Genomic DNA, 14,825 nt, shown 5'->3' with positions numbered 1-14,825 from the left:
AGGAGAGCGGCAATGTGGAGGAGCGGGCGGTGCTTCGTGGCACCGCCCGCCCCTCTGCTATGGGTCGCCGTTACGGGCCGGTCGTGTCAGGCCGTCGCGAGCTCGGATTCCGTGTCACGCACCGGCGGTGCGAGCCGGCCCGTGCGGTGCAGCCCGTAGAGGGCGGCCGCGCAGACGAGGCCGAGCACGAGCAGCGCCATCCACGGCAACGCGGACATCCCTGCGTCCCGGGCAGCGTCGAGCGCGACACCGGTGAGCAGGTTCCCGAGGGTGATGCCGATGCCGCAGATGGTGTTGTAGAGCCCGTAGTGGGTGGCCACGAGGCGGTCACCGGAGAGGCGGACGATGGTGTCCATCTCGAAGGGGTACGCGATCATCGTGCCCAGAGCGAGCAGCAGCGCGGAGAGCGCCGGAGGCACGGCCGCGAGCAGCCACAGCCCGACTCCGCCGTCCGGTACGGGAATTGCGGTCGCTGCCAACAGCGGCGCGAACGCCACACCCATGATCAGCAGACCCCACACCAGCGCGCGGCCCGGTTCCATACGGGCCTTGCACCATGCGGTCACCTTGGTCTGCCCGAAGATCGTGCTCAGTCCGGAGACGGCGAAGAGCAGTGCCACCGCTGCTGTGCCGAAGGTCCCGTCCCCGCCCAGCCGCCGTACTTCCAGCGGCAGTGCCAGGTAGACCTGAAAGGACATCACGTACGAGCCGATCATGGCCACGGAGAACAGCAGGAACGGCCGGTTGGCGAGGATGCCGCGCCACTGGGACAGTACGCCCTCCTGGTCCTGCTCGCCTTTCGCGTCGTCGCCCCGGCGGGCGGGCAGGGCCCGGATCTGGACGATGCTCAGCAGAGCGAAGATCCCGGCCGCGACGAGGCACGTGACGCGGAAGCTCACGCCGGTCAGCAGCATGCCCACCAGTGGGCCGAGCAGGATCCCGGCCTGGTAGAAGACGTTGAACAGGGCGAACGCCTCGACTCGTCGCTCACCCGCGTCCGCGGCCAAGTAGGCCCGTACGGCCGGGTTGAACAGCGCCCCGGCCAGTCCGGTCGCCGCCGAGGCGGCGAGCAGGGCGGGTACGGAGTCGACCAGCCCGAGGGTCGCGAAGCCGACGATGCGCAGCACCAGCCCGGCGATGATCAACGGCTTGTAGCCGAGCCGGTCGGCCAGTGTGCCGCCGACCAGGAACATGCCCTGCTGGCTGAAGTTGCGTACGCCGAGGATCAGCCCGACCAGCCAGCCGGCCAGGCCCAGGGGTCCGGCCAGATGCGTGGCCAGATAGGGCATCAGCATGTAGAAGCCGAGGTTGATGGTGAACTGATTCACCATCAGCAGCTGGACGCTGCGCTCGTAGGTACGAACCTGCGCGATGGTGCTCTTCATCAGGCCGTCTCCTCGGAGTCGGCCTCGGAGGCGGCGGCAAGGTCCACCACGTCGGTGTCCTGCGCCCGGCCGTTCCGGGCGAGCGGATCGACCACGGTGGTGCACCTGGTCCAGCGGGTGACCTCCTTCTCGTCCAGGCGGCCGATCACCTCCGGTTCGGGTGCGGGCGGGGCGTCGAGCAGGCCGTGGGCGGCGCAGTAGTCGTCGTCGTAAACCGTGCCCAGGTAGCGCTGCGGGCCGTCGGGGAAGATCGCCGCGATCCGGGTGTCCGCGGGCAGCGTGCGCGCCAGCCAGCCGGAGACCATCGCGACCGCGCCGACGCTCCAGCCACCGGTTGCGTAGTGGGACGCCGCGAGCTGACGGCACGTCCACACGGCCTCCGCCGGGGCGACCCAGTGCACCTCGCCGAAGTTGACGTAGGCGACGTTGCGCGGATAGATGCTGGAGCCGAGGCCCCGCATCAGCCGGGGCCGCGCGGGCTGCCCGAAGATCGTCGACCCGATGGTGTCGACGCCGACCAGCTTCAGGTCGGGATACAGCTGTTGGAGGACCCGCGAGACGCCGGCGGAGTGTCCGCCGGTGCCCACGCTGCACACCAGCACGTCGATGTGGCCGAGTTCCGTGGCCAGTTCGAGCGCGAGCGGGGTGTACGCGGTGGTGTTGTCGGGGTTGTTGTACTGGTCCGGGCACCACGAGCCGGGGTGCTGCTCCATCAACTGCCCGACCCTGTCGCGGCGGGCCTGCTGCCAGCCGCCGGCCGGGTGCGGCTCGGAGACGAGGTTGACCTGGGCTCCGTACGCGGTGAGCAGCCGGGTCATGGACATCTCCAGGCCCGGGTCGGTGACCAGGGTGACGGGATGGCCGTAGACCATGCCGGCCAGGGCGAGGCCAAGGCCGAGGGTGCCGCTGGTCGACTCGATGATCCTGGCTCCCGGGCGCAGATCGCCGCGGGCGCGTGCACGCTCCACCATGTGCAGGCCCGGGCGGTCCTTGATGCCGCCGGGGTTGAAGCCCTCGAGCTTCGCCCAGAAGCCGCGCCCCGCCGAGGCGAGGGGTTCGGAGACGTGCAGCAGAGGGGTGTTGCCGACCAGCCCGGACAGGGCGGAACGGGCAGGAGAGTTCAGATCAGTTGTGGGGGAATGCATGGTCCGCTCTCGTTCGAAGATGTGCGTCAGGGTTCGCTCATCTCGCGTGCGGCCCGACCAGGGCAGGAGGTGTCCCGGCCCTTGTGAGCGGCACGCGGCAGCCGGTTCGTACGGCTGCGGCCGAGAGGTCTAGATGCGCCACCGACAGACGATGGTGAGCGTGGAGCGGCCGGGTGTGGCTGTCCGTCTGCGAAACCGGCGCGGAGTCGGCAACAGGAGTTCTGCCGCCGTGGCCGTCGCGACTCCGGCGAGAGGCAGGAGTACCGCCATACGCGCTGATGGGTTCACCGCGCCATGGGCTTGGGGGACCAGGCCGAGGGCCGTGCACAGAGTGCCGGAATGCGAATGCGCGGGCGCGTCCCGGTCGGGTGTCTCGGCCTCAGGTGACGCGGCACCGGCCGTTGTCAGCGACGGCGAGTGACCGTGGTCCGCGCCATGAGGCGAGGTGGGGCAGTGGAGGACTCCCGTCAACAGGAGTGCGCCCAACACCCAGGCCAGTAACCGCCAGGGTGACGGCGAGCCCGGTCGGACGGGACGTACGAGGGGATGGATCGGCACAGGTCCTCCGTGCGGAGCCGGCTCCCCGGCACAGTCGGGCAGAGGGGAGCGGCGAGGCGTCGGCGAGCGGTGAGCGAGCGCCCTCGTCCGACCCGTTCACGGCCTGCGAGACGGCCGTACGGGAGGCGGGGCGCCAAGACATGACCAACGCCGCACACAGCGGACACCATTGGTCCGCGTGTATCGGAACGTGTTGGTCAGTGAAGGGGCGCGCCGAAATCTAGACCTGCATCACGGCTGACGTTCTGGACTCCGCGAGCCCGTACCCGGCCGGCTTCGATCCGGTCGGGGCGGGCTGTCCGAGCGTCGCTTCGGAGGCCGAGTACTCCCTGCCCAGGGGGGAGGCGCAGGGTGCGTCGAGCGAGACACCGTGCTGCGGCGGACCGGGGACACACTCCTGTGCTGGGTGGGAGGTGTCATGGCCGCCGCCGTGGGAGCCCGACGGTGTCTCCAGGAACACCTGCTCCGCAACCTCGGTGGTGGTGCCGATCTGACCGCCGCCATGGGCGGCTGTCGCAGCGGTGGGGGAGACATGGCCCGCGATGCCCTCCGGGCTCACACTGTGGGCGTATACAAGGCCGAACAGCATGGTGGCCAGCCCAAACAGATGCAGCAGACCGGCCCATGGGCGGGTCCGCGGCGCACCGGAGGGAGACCAAGGCGTAACCACGCCGTGATCCTAACGCGTCCCGTGCCTCATGGATGACCCGGTTCCGGAACGGCGTGTTAACAACTGGTGCGTGGATTAAGCGAGTTGCTCGTAGCGAAGGGGCGGGCGCTGGGCTGCTCCTGAAATGCGAGTGGCCCGGTCACAGGCGAACGGGCCCCGTATGGTCCGCGAAGGATTCATCCCTCGACCGGACCATACGGTGCCCGCCCATGTCGTCTCCTGTGCAGGAAATCACAGCGTTCCATCGGCCTCCTAGCTGCTCACGGATTCCTCCTGCGGCCGGGCAGTCGGCTCTTGTACTCCCTCGGTGCTTGCGGACCCGCTACCGCGCATCAGCAGTGCGGTCAGCAGACCGCCGGCGGCCGCGATGCCCGCCGCCGCGAAGAACGCGGCGCTGAATCCGTCGGTGAGGCCGGGCAGGTCGCCGAGCCGGCCCGCGCCCTGGGAGGTGGCGAGCGCGGTGAGTGCGGCCAGGCCGAGGGCGGAGCCCACCTGATAGGTGGTGTTGACGATGCCGGAGGCCAGGCCCGCCTGCTCCTGCGGAACGCCGGACATCGCGGCCATCATCGCCGGGATGTACGCCAGTGACATGCCGATCGCGGCGACCAGCGAGGCGGGCAGGACGTCCACCACGAAGGTGCCCGACGGCTCGACGGCCGCCAGCCACAGCAGACCCGCCGCGAGGACGAACAGCCCGCCCGCGATCAGCGGCTTGGGGCCGAAGCGGCCCAGCAGCCGGGCGGTGACCATCGTCATGAAGACCATCAGGAGCCCGGTCATCGGCAGGAGCGCGGCGCCGCTGGCGAAGGCACCGTATCCGAGCACCTGCTGCAGGTAGAGGTTGAGGAAGTACCACATCGGGATCCAGGCGGCCCCGAGCAGGGTCATCGCCAGGTTCGACGGGCCGAGGCCCGGCGTCCGCCACACGCCCAGCGGCATCAGCGGCGCCGCGGCCGAGCGCTGGACTACCAGGAAGAGGGCCAACAGCACGGCGGCGGCGAGGAGTTCGAGGATGGTCTGGGTGGCACCCCAGCCGATCTCGGGAGCACGCACCACCGCGAACACCGCGAGCGCGAGGCCTGCCGTGACGGAGACGGCGCCGAGGACGTCGACAGAGCCGTGCCGTCTCGCGACCGCCGGCAGCAGTCCGGTGGCCAGGAGGGTGGCGATGCCGATCGGGATGTAGATGATGAACACCCAGGGCCAGCTGGCCCATTCGGTGAAGACGCCGCCGAGGAAGACGCCCGCGGTGCCGCCTGCCGGGGCCGCGGCGCCGTACAGCGCGAGGGCCTTGCCGAGTTCCTTCGGGTCGTGGCTGAAGAGCATCATGAGCAGGGTCATCGAGGCGGGCGCGATGAGTGCGCCGCCCACTCCCTGGACGGCTCGGCCCAGGACCTCGACCCACGCGGTGGTGGCGGCCGCGGCGACGACAGAGCCCGCGATCAGTACGGTCCAGCCGGTCACGAAGATCCGCCGGGCGCCCAGGAGATCCGACAGTCTGCCGCCGAGCAGCAGCAGTCCGCCGAAGGCGATGACGTACGCGTTGAAGACCCACTGCAGATCGCCCGGGGAGAAGCCGAGGTCGCGCTGCATCTCGGGGAGCGCCACGCCGATGATCGAGGTGTCCATGATGACCATGAACTGCGCGGTGGCGAGCACGAAAAGCGCCCACCACCGACGCGGGTTGACGGTTGACATGAGGGTGTCCCTTCTCTCGATATACCCCAGGGGGGTATGTTCGAGGGCCGAAGGTAACAAACCCCATGGGGGTATGGAAGGGGGTTGCGTCAATGATTTTGGTACCCGCTGGGGGTATCCATGCCCTCATGGCAATCCCGGCCATTGAGGCCGCACACGGCCGGCTCTGAGACGACTGACCCTCTCCGTTCACTTAATGATCACCTGCGACTGTCGAGAACCGGTCATAGTCGCGTGAACAACATCGACGGTGACGGGTTTCGCCCCAGGTCGACTCCAGGGACAAGCTGCACGACGCCGACACGCAGGCGCACCTTCAGATGTAAGCCGGTCGACCACGCTGGGAGCGCAATGAGGTACATGACGGCCGATGCGCGTGACCTCATGGTCACGGCTGGGGAGGTCGCCAGACTTCGGGATGCCATGCAACTCGAAGTCAGAGATGTCGCGTTGGCCGCGCTGATCCTCCACTTCCGCCGTATGGCGGAGGAAGTGGAGGATACGAGGGAGGTGTCGCTCTCACCGGAGCAGCTGCCGATGGCCGACGAAGTACAAGAGATCATGACTTCCGGGGAGGGGGATCTCCGCGATGTCGACCTGGTGGGACTGGCGCGGCGAGAGGAATCCGAACTCTCCGAATATCTGGGGCCGGTGTGGCGGGCGGCGGGAGGCTACTGACTTCCCTCCACCTGGCGCTCCGCGCGGTTGCTGGTGGCGTCACCGGGTGAGCGTGCCGGACAGCATCGCGAGTACCGGCCCCCCGGCCAGTCCCAGTCCAAGTGATGCGGTGGCGGCCGCGTACGCCACGACGCGTGCCGTGCCGTCGCCGTCGCCGTCGCGGAGCACTGTTCCCTCGCCCCGGGAGACGGCCGGGACGATCCAGCGCAGGTAGTAGAAGAGCGAGGCGACGGTGTTGACCGCGGCCAGGACGGCGAGCCAGGCGTAGCCGCCGTCGACGGCGGCGGTGAAGATCTCCAGCTTGCCGAGGAAGACCGCGGTCGGCGGGGTGCCGACGAGGCCCAGCAGACAGATGACGAGGCTCAGGGCCAACAGGGGCCGCTGGCGGGCGAGTCCGCGGTAGTCGTCCAGGTTCACGGCCCGGGGGAGGGCGCAGACCACGGCGAAGGCGCCGAGGTTGGTGACGGCGTATGCGGCGAGGTAGTACAGCAGCGCCTGCTGGGCTTCGTCGGAGCGGACGGCGACCGCCACGGGCATCAGCAGGTAGCCGACCTGGCTGATGGTGGAGTACGCGAGCAGTCGTTTGACGTCGCTCTGGAAGAAGGCGGCGAGATTGCCGAGGGTCATGGAGGCCGCGGCGAGTACGGCGATCAGGGCGGCCCAGGGGAGTGGGCTGTCGGCCAGGGGCACCGCTCCGAGGCGGAAGAGGGCGGCCAGCGCGCCGATCTTCGGGAGGGTGGTGAGGAGCGCGGCGACCGGTGGTGTGCTGCCCTGCACGGCGTCCGGTACCCAGAAGTGGGCAGGCACCGCGCCCGCCTTGAAGAGCAGGCCGGCGAGCAGCCCCAGCGTTCCGGCTGCGAGCAGCGCCTCCGGCGCCTCGCGCAGCTCCGTGCTCAGCATCGGATAGCCGGTGCCGCGCCCCGTGGCGTACAGGACGGTGATGCCGGTGAGCATGAGGACGCCGAGCAGGGCACCGATCACGTAGTACTTCAGCGCCGCTTCGGTGCCGGGGCCGTCCTTGCGGAAACCGGCGAGCGTGTACGCCGGGATGCTCGCGAGCAGATAGCCGGCGGCCAGCAGCAGGAGGTCCTGCGCTCCGGCGAGCACCAGGGCGCCTAGGACGGTGAGTTGGAGCAGGACGTAGAACTCGCTCTCGCGCGGGTCGGCGCGCATGGGGCCGATGCTGAGCGCGAGCACGAGCAGGCCTCCGGCGAGGATGACGATCCGCGAGGTGCCGGTGACCGGGTCGACGGCGAACGCTCCGTCGAAGGCGGCGGTGGCCGGCTCGGTTGCCGCCACGGCGGCCGCGACGATCCCGGCAGTGGAGGCCAGCGCGGCCAGCAGTCCGACGATCCACTGACGCGAGCGCGGCAGCCAGGCGCCGAGCAGCAGCCCGAGGACGGCGCCGGCCGCCAGCAGGATCTCCGGCAGGATGTCGAGAGGGTTCTCGTTCATCTCGGTCATCGCGCGAGCAGCTCCACAACGGCACGGGAAGCGGGCTCGATGACGTCGAGGAGGAAGCGCGGCGCGACGCCCACCACCACGGCGAGCATCAGCAGCGGTACGACGGCGACGCTCTCATGGGCCCGGACGTCGGGGAAGGCGCGTGGGCTACCGGGTGCGTCGGGCAGCCGCAGCGGACCGAGGAACATCTTCTGCAGGGCGCGCAGAAACAACCCCGCGGTCAGCAGGATGCCCAGCAGGGACAGGGACGTGGCCACCGGACGCGGGCCGAGGCTGCCGGTGAAGATCTGGAACTCGGCGATGAACCCGGAAAAGCCCGGCAGGCCCAGGGAGGCGAAAGCGGCCACGGCGGTCATGCCGGTGAACGCCGGTGCCGCAGCGGCGATCCCGGAGTACGCGCCCATGTCGTACGTACGACCGCGCTCGTACAGCACACCGGCGAGCAGGAACAGCGCCCCGGTGAGCAGTCCGTGGCTGACCATCTGGGTCACGGCCCCGGTGACGGCGAGGGAGCGCGCCTGCTCGGAGGTGTCGGCCGTCGCGGCGGCCGCACCGACCGCGAGGATGATGTACCCCATGTGATTGACCGAGGTGTACGCGATCATCCGCTTGAAGTCCGTCTGGGCCAGCGCCACCAGCGCGCCGTACAGCACCGACACCACACCGACGATCACGATGACCAGTGCGTAGTCGCGCCACGCGTCCGGGAGCATCGGCATGGCGATGCGCAGGAAGCCGTACGTGCCCATCTTCAGCAGCACACCGGCGAGGATCGCGGAGCCGGCGGCGGGCGCCTCGGTGTGCGCGGGTGGGAGCCAGGTGTGGAAGGGCACGGTCGGTGTCTTCACGGCCAGTCCGATGCCGATGGCCAACAGTACGAGGGCCGCGTAGACGGACCGCCCGGCGAGCGGGTTCTGCCGGGTCAGCTCGACCATGTCGAAGGTGTGCGGATCGGCGGCGAGATAGAGGCCGATGAAGCCGAGCAGCAGGGCCAGGGAGCCGATGAAGGTGTAGAGGAAGAACATCAGGGCGGCCCGGGCGGCCTGCTGGTGTCCCCAGCCCGCGATGACGAAGTACATCCCCACGATGGACAGATCGAAGAAGACGAAGAAGAGGATCAGGTCGAGGGAGACGAACAGCCCGAGGCAGGTCGTCTGCAGGAACAGGAACAGCGCGGCGAACTCGCGTACCCGGCGGGTCTGGCGCAGCGAATGGACGGCGCATGCCAGGAAGAGCACGCAGGTCATGGCGAGCAGCGGCAGCGACAGTCCGTCGACGCCGACGTGGTAGCCGACCCCGGCGCTGGGGATCCACCGGGCACGGACCTCGTACTGCATGCCGCCGCCGTGGTCGTAACCCGCCCACAAGCCGACGACGAAGGCGAGCAGCACGGCCGTGGACACCACCCAGACGATCCGGAACACCGACTCCGGAGTACGCCGCGGCAGCACGAGCAGCAGCAGTGCGACGGCGGTGGGCGTGAAGACGAGGGCCGTAAGCAAGAGGGTCACCTCACGAGGACGAGCACGACGGCGAGGACGGTGAAGGCCGCGACGGCCTGGGCGAGGTACTGGTGCAGCTGACCGGTCTGCGGCCTGCGGGCCAGTTGGCCGAGGGCCCGGGTGGCGGCGGCCACCGTGGTCACCGTGCCGTCGACCGCCCGCTCCACGGTCCGGTCGGACCAGCGGGCGAAGCCGACGGCGGAGCGCGCCGCACCCTCAACACCGCGATCGAGTACGCGCTCGTCGAAGGCGGCGGCGCTGCGGGCAGCCCAGAACACGGGCCGTACGACGAGCGCCTGCGCCGCGCGCTCCAGGGAGAGCCAGTCCCGGAACCAGCCCTTCGCCCGAGCGGGCAGCGGCAGTACGCGCCCGCCCCAGGCCCAGGCGGCGGCCGCCGCGATCAGGGCGAGGGCAGCCGAAAGGCCCAACTCCCACGCGTACGGGGTGGGTTGGGAGTCACCTCCGAGCACGCGCTCGACAGCGTCGGCCAGTGGTGGCAGCGCGAGCGGTGAGAGGACCACGCAGGCGACGGCCAGCAGGACCAGCGGCGGCACGGACATCCGGGGGACGTGCCGGGTGCCGCGCTGCTCGGTGTCCAACTGCTGCTCCTCGGCCGCCGGTTGCGGGCGCCAGACGAACCACAGCGCCTTGGCGCTGTACACCGCGGACAGGACGGCGGCGGCCAGGCCCACCGCGTACAGCCACGGCGTGTGCTCGCGCGCGGCGGACAGCAGTACGTCCTTGGCCGCCCACAAGGACAGCGGCGCAAGCCCGGCCAGGGAGCAGGCGCCGGCGGTGAAGACAATGCCGACCGTACGGTAGCGACGGGCCGCCCCATGCAGCGCCGGCAACGCTTTCGTGCCGAGGGCCGTCAGCCACACCCCCGCGACGAGGAACAGCAGGCTCTTGGCAGCGGCGTGGGCGATCAGTTGCAGGGTGCCGCCCGTGGTGCCGTCGACGCCGGCGGCCAGCACCATGAATCCGATCTGGGCGCAGGTGGAGGCGGCGAGTAGCTGTTTGAGGTCGGTCTGGGCCACGGCCACCAGCCCGAGGGCGACGGCGGTGACGGCTCCGGTCCACGCCACCACCTCATCGCCCCAGCCGGAGGCCTCCAGCAACGGCCCGGTGCGCAGCAGCAGGTACGCGCCCGCCACGACCATCGTCGCGGAGTGCAGCAGCGCGGAGACGGGGCTCGGGCCCTGCATGGCGCGCGACAGCCAGAAACTGAAGGGGAGTTGGGCCGACTTGCCGAAGGCCGCGGCGATGACGCCCGCGGTGATGAGCGACAGCCAGGGCTCGTCGGCCCCGGGCAGATCCTCCAGGGAGAGGCTTGCGGACTGGCTGCTCGCGAGTGCGGCTCCGGCCGCCAGATAGAGGCCGAGATCGGCGGTACGGGTGGTGAGGAAGGCGGTGTTGGCGGCGTCGACCCGCTCCGGGTCGCGCCACCAGTAGCCGATCAGGGCCCAGGAGGTGGCGCCCATGACCTCCCAGCTCATGAGCAGCACGGGAAGGGTTACGGAGGTGACGGTGACCAGCATGCTGCCCGCGAACAGCAGTATCAGCCCGAAGAAACGGGATCGGGCCTCCTCGCGGCCGAACTCCGCCGCACTGAACAGCAGTACGGCCACGGTGACCGCCGTGACGGTGACGACGAGGAGCCCGGACAGACCGTCGACGGCCAGCCGGACCGGCAGCTGTTCGAGAAGCGGCGCCGTCACCGAGGTGTGCCGGAACGCGGTCGCCACGGCCAGCCCCAGGGCTGCGAGCATGACGCCCACCGCGACGACCGGGGCGGCGCGATCGGCCCTGCGCCCGGCCACGAGAAGCGCGGTGCCGAAGACCACCGGCAGGGCGACCAGTGCCCACAGCACGGCGCTCACTCCTTCAACTCCGCCGCCATGTCGGTCATGTCGACCTCGCGAGAGCGGAACAACGCGGTGACCACCGCGAAGCCGATCGCCATCTCCAAAGCCATCGCGGTCACCGCCAGGACCACCAGCACCTGCCCGTCGGGCGCGGCCGGCGCGATGTAGTGCCAGGCCGCCGCCGCGCCGACGATCACCCCGCCCAGCATCAGCTCAAGGCCCATCATCAGCATCACGATCGACTGCTGGGTGAGCGCCCCGAACAGCCCGACGCACAGCAGGGCGGCGCCGAGCAGCATGAACAGTTCCAGACTCACCGGCCGACACCGCCTCGTACCGGGTCGTCGGAGCGTTCGGCCCGCAGGTCGTCGCCCAGGCGGTCGTAGCGGCCCCGCCGCGTGGCCAGGACCACGCTGGAGACGATCGTCGCGAACAAGGCCATGCCCAGCGTCATCATGGTGAGCATCTGCGGACCCATCAGAGACATCCCGAGGTCCATCGTCACGTCGGCCGGTGGCTTGCCTCGGCGGCCGGGCCAGGGCGCCAGGAAGATGCCGACGGCCAGCAGTACGAAGACGCCGACGCAGATGACGGCCGCGCCCCTCTTGTTGTGGATCATGGTCATCGGCATCAGGCCCGCCGGATTCATCATGTACATGATCATGAATACGGCCATGATGGCCATCTCGATCGTCATCATCAGCACGATGACGATCCCCAGATAGTCCATGCCCAGCAGGAGCACCTCACCGGCCACGCACAGCAGTGAGGTGAGCAGCGAGAAGGTCGCCCGGGCCATCGAGTCGAACCGGAAGACCATCACTCCGGAGGCGACAGCGAGGACGGCCAGTGTCCAGAAGAGCACATCGTTCATGGGCGAACAGCTCCTTCCGCTCGTTCCGTTCCTTGCGTCATCGGTTCAGCACCACCAGCGCCACCACGAGGGCCTGCAGGATGGCGAGCGGAGTGAGCACCACCCACGCCAACTCCACGTACCGCTCCATCCGTACGCCGGGAACCCGTCGTCGTACCCAAACCAGGAGCGCCAGCACTGCCGCGGTCTTGAGCAGCGTCCACGCCCAGCCGGGCAGCAGCGGGCCATGGCCGCCGCCCAGGAACAGCGGAACGCTGACGGCCGCGGCCACCACGAACAGCAGCCACCGGCCGCCGAGGAAGACGATCCGGTCGACACCCGAGAGTTCGGCTGCCGCGCCGCCTGCCACATCGCGACCGACGGGCTGGTCGAAGGGCCCCCAGAAGGCCATGCCCATGGCACTCAGCAGATAGATCACGAAGGCGGCGGGCATCCAGACCGCGAACCACAGACCCGACTGGGCATCGACCACGTCGCCGACCCGAAGCGACTCCGCCCCGAGCGCTGCGGTGGTGATGGCCAGCATGTGCGGCAGCTCGTACGCGAGTCCCTGGGCCAGAAAGCGATAGCCGCCGATCAGGGAGAGCGTCGAGTTCGGCCCCCACCCGGCGAGCCACACCGCCGCCCACGCGAGCGCCTCCATCGCGTTGAACCACACGATCCCGTCCGCCAGATCACTCACCGAGCGGAACCCGAGCGGGAGTACGACGGCGGCGAGCACGGCCGCGACCGGCAGCAGTACCACGCCGAGCCGGGTCAGCAGCTCGTCGGCCGCGTTGGTACGGCGACGCTGCTGCACCAGAAGCCGCAGCACCTCACGGCCCGGGTTCGCCGCCGGGTCGGCCGCGAGCAGGGCGTCGAAGTGCGCGGTCCCCAGAGCCACCAGTACGAGAACGAAGGGCAGTACGGCGACAGCCCACAGCGGAGTGGTCTCAGCCATGGACCACCTCGGGCCGGAGAGCCGGGACGAGTTCGTCGAGATCGGGGTCGAGGCTCGCGACGATGATCCGGGCGCAGGCGAACTCGGCGCCTTCCAGGAGGCCAGGCAGTACGTCGAGCAGTGCCCGGGACGGGGGCACGCCACCGTCCACCCTGCCACGGGGGCCACTCAACTCAGTCGCCGCGTCAAGCCATCCGTCGTCATCGAACGCAGCCGCCGCGCGGCCCACTTCGTCCAGCCATACGCCGACACGGTCGTACGCGTCGCCGCCCGCGACGAGCGCCGGGCCGCTCACCCCGGCGGAGGCCGCGCGGTCGCTGGGCAGTACGCCGAGTCCCGCGGTGAGCCAGCGCAGCGTGCGAGACCGCTGGACGCGCCGGATCAACGGCCGTACCGCAGCCAGGACTTCACCGGAGGACTCGCCGGCGAGGGCCTGGTCACGCGCCGCCCGCGCGCGGGCCGCCGCACCGCCCCAGCCGACCACCGCCAGATACCGCCAGAGGCTGTCGAGATGAGCCGCACACAGCCGCCGCGCCGCAAGCCCGCGGGCGACCGCCTCACCTGTCGAGGCGCGCAGCCAGGGCTCGTTCCAGAAGGGCCGCCGCGCCGACGGGAGCACCGGGACCTGCTCGACCGCGGCCCGCTGCACCACGTCACCCTGCAACGCCAACCTCAGCACCAGGCCTGCCGGCCAGTCGGGCAGGGCGGGCCCCAACGGCACATGGAGCCGGTCGAGCCTCAGCCCGTCCCGGTCGTCGGCGCGGTCCGCCATGGGCAGCCCGGCGACCGACATGGCATGCATGTCGTGTCCGCCGTGTCCGCCGTGTCCGCCGTGTCCGCCGTGTCCGCCGTGTCCGCCGTGTCCGCCGTGTCCGCCGTGTCCGTCGTGTTCGCCGTGTCCGTCGTGACCTCCGTGTCCATCGTGCTCGGAGTGCGTGTCGGGGCCGGAATGGCTGTCGTGCGTATCGTGGCCATCGTGCTCGCCGTGCTGATGGTGGCTACTGTCACTGTCGTCACCGTGGTTGCCATGTCCTCCATGTGTGTCGTTGTTTTCGGCGTGTTCGGGAGTCGTACCGTGGTTGTCGCCCTCCCCGTGCGTCTCGTCGACATGCCCGGCGTCCCCTTCGGGGCGTTTTCCGCGTACGAGTAGGGACGCCCGCCCCTCGTCGAGAGCTGAGGGCACGTCTTCCGCCTCGCGAACGCGGACGCGGGCCTTCGGAGCAGGGATCCCGAGCCACAGCCCGTCGATCCACTCGGCGTCGGCGGGATCCGGATCACCCACGATGACGAGCAGGTTGGCGGACGCCGGGCTGCCGACCTGCGGCCAGCCTCTGCTCCGCAGTTCTCGCTCCATGGCCAGCCGTGCCCGGGCCGCCCCGGGACACACCGCCAGCAGCACGCCGGGACGGGAGGTCGCCGTCCGCAGGAGTCTTGCTCTCAGCTCCATCGGAACGCGCCTTCCCGCCAGGCGTAGCCCACCCCCGCGAGAAGGATCCCGAGGAAGAGGAACATCTCCACGACGGCGCTGGTGCCGACCTCGCCCACCACTTTCGTCCACGGATACATGAAGAGCATCTCCATGTCGAAGGCGAGGAAGACCATCGTCACCGGGTACCAGCGCACGTGGAACCGGGAGAACGGATGCTCCTCCGGCCCGAGACCGCCACTGAACGGCGGTACGTCGCACAGCGGTTCACGCTCGACACTGAGGGCCGCTCCGATCACGTACAGCAGGACGAGTCCCGCCGAGATCAGCACCAGCAGGAGAAGGACCGGCTGCCAGTCGGAGGTGTCCATACGATCCCCTTCCCATGCGGTGGTCGCTCGGCAGAGCAACGTGGCGCAGCTTGCCAGGCAAACCGCCCTCACCACAGGTGAAACGCCACAGTCCTGATGGCGCGCCGCACCTGCGGCAGAGATCGCACGCGATTCGACCGAGGGCCACTGGCCCTTGACTCTGCCCTTGTCCGAGGCGATGACCGGCTTCTGGGCGGTCTGAGGCACCGGTACATCGCGCGGGCGACGGCCCGCAGACCGCATGATCCG

General features: G+C 70.0%; 13 protein-coding genes. 1 reads left to right on the top strand and 12 read right to left on the bottom strand.

Features of this window, described 5'->3' with window-relative positions:
* Positions 1–86: 86 nt before the first annotated feature.
* From GAS53_RS11625 to GAS53_RS11610, 4 genes are all read right to left on the bottom strand, one after another.
* The gene (locus GAS53_RS11625; protein WP_151477425.1) at positions 87–1,385 is read right to left on the bottom strand and encodes an MDR family MFS transporter; all 1,299 of its coding nucleotides are present in this window, start codon (positions 1,383–1,385) and stop codon (positions 87–89) included.
* Complete coding sequence (locus GAS53_RS11620; protein WP_151477424.1) at positions 1,385–2,530, bottom strand: PLP-dependent cysteine synthase family protein; 1,146 nt, start codon at positions 2,528–2,530, stop codon at positions 1,385–1,387. Before GAS53_RS11620 ends, GAS53_RS11625 begins: the two co-directional genes overlap by 1 nt.
* Before the next feature lie 778 nt (positions 2,531–3,308).
* Complete coding sequence (locus GAS53_RS11615; RefSeq protein ID WP_151477423.1) at positions 3,309–3,677, bottom strand: hypothetical protein; 369 nt, start codon at positions 3,675–3,677, stop codon at positions 3,309–3,311.
* 333 nt (positions 3,678–4,010) lie between these two features.
* Entirely contained in the window at positions 4,011–5,456 is a 1,446-nt protein-coding gene (locus GAS53_RS11610) for an MFS transporter (protein ID WP_151477422.1), read from the bottom strand.
* Positions 5,457–5,816: 360 nt separating this feature from the next.
* On the opposite strand from GAS53_RS11610, the gene GAS53_RS11605 reads away from it, so the two are divergent.
* A complete protein-coding gene (locus tag GAS53_RS11605) occupies positions 5,817–6,134 on the top strand; it encodes a hypothetical protein (protein ID WP_151477421.1) in 318 nt (105 codons plus the stop codon).
* 39 nt (positions 6,135–6,173) lie between these two features.
* Here GAS53_RS11605 and GAS53_RS11600 read toward each other — a convergent pair whose 3' ends face one another.
* The 8 genes from GAS53_RS11600 to GAS53_RS11560 are packed head-to-tail and all read right to left on the bottom strand — an operon-like array spanning position 6,174 to position 14,576.
* Positions 6,174–7,598: an NADH-quinone oxidoreductase subunit N gene (locus GAS53_RS11600; RefSeq protein WP_151477420.1), complete on the bottom strand. Its 1,425-nt coding sequence runs from the start codon at positions 7,596–7,598 to the stop codon at positions 6,174–6,176.
* Complete coding sequence (locus tag GAS53_RS11595; protein ID WP_192583080.1) at positions 7,595–9,100, bottom strand: complex I subunit 4 family protein; 1,506 nt, start codon at positions 9,098–9,100, stop codon at positions 7,595–7,597. Before GAS53_RS11595 ends, GAS53_RS11600 begins: the two co-directional genes overlap by 4 nt.
* 5 nt (positions 9,101–9,105) lie before the next feature.
* Complete coding sequence (locus tag GAS53_RS11590; RefSeq protein WP_151477418.1) at positions 9,106–10,980, bottom strand: NADH-quinone oxidoreductase subunit 5 family protein; 1,875 nt, start codon at positions 10,978–10,980, stop codon at positions 9,106–9,108.
* On the bottom strand, positions 10,977–11,282 hold the full coding sequence (locus GAS53_RS11585; RefSeq protein WP_151477417.1) for an NADH-quinone oxidoreductase subunit NuoK: 306 nt from the start codon (positions 11,280–11,282) through the stop codon (positions 10,977–10,979). The genes GAS53_RS11590 and GAS53_RS11585 overlap by 4 nt, the downstream gene beginning before the upstream one ends.
* A complete protein-coding gene (locus tag GAS53_RS11580) occupies positions 11,279–11,839 on the bottom strand; it encodes an NADH-quinone oxidoreductase subunit J (protein ID WP_151477416.1) in 561 nt (186 codons plus the stop codon). Before GAS53_RS11580 ends, GAS53_RS11585 begins: the two co-directional genes overlap by 4 nt.
* Positions 11,840–11,876: 37 nt before the next feature.
* Complete coding sequence (locus tag GAS53_RS11575) at positions 11,877–12,779, bottom strand: NADH-quinone oxidoreductase subunit H (protein WP_151477415.1); 903 nt, start codon at positions 12,777–12,779, stop codon at positions 11,877–11,879.
* Entirely contained in the window at positions 12,772–14,226 is a 1,455-nt protein-coding gene (locus tag GAS53_RS55085; protein ID WP_192583071.1) for a DUF4779 domain-containing protein, read from the bottom strand. The genes GAS53_RS11575 and GAS53_RS55085 overlap by 8 nt, the downstream gene beginning before the upstream one ends.
* Positions 14,217–14,576 (bottom strand): NADH-quinone oxidoreductase subunit A, encoded by a 360-nt coding sequence (locus tag GAS53_RS11560; protein WP_151477412.1) that lies wholly within the window; start codon positions 14,574–14,576, stop codon positions 14,217–14,219. Before GAS53_RS11560 ends, GAS53_RS55085 begins: the two co-directional genes overlap by 10 nt.
* Positions 14,577–14,825: the final 249 nt, after the last annotated feature.

Source organism: Streptomyces albicerus, from assembly GCF_008905045.1.
Taxonomy (GTDB): Bacteria; Actinomycetota; Actinomycetes; order Streptomycetales; family Streptomycetaceae; genus Streptomyces; species Streptomyces albicerus.
This window is presented reverse-complemented; position numbering and strand designations above follow the sequence as displayed.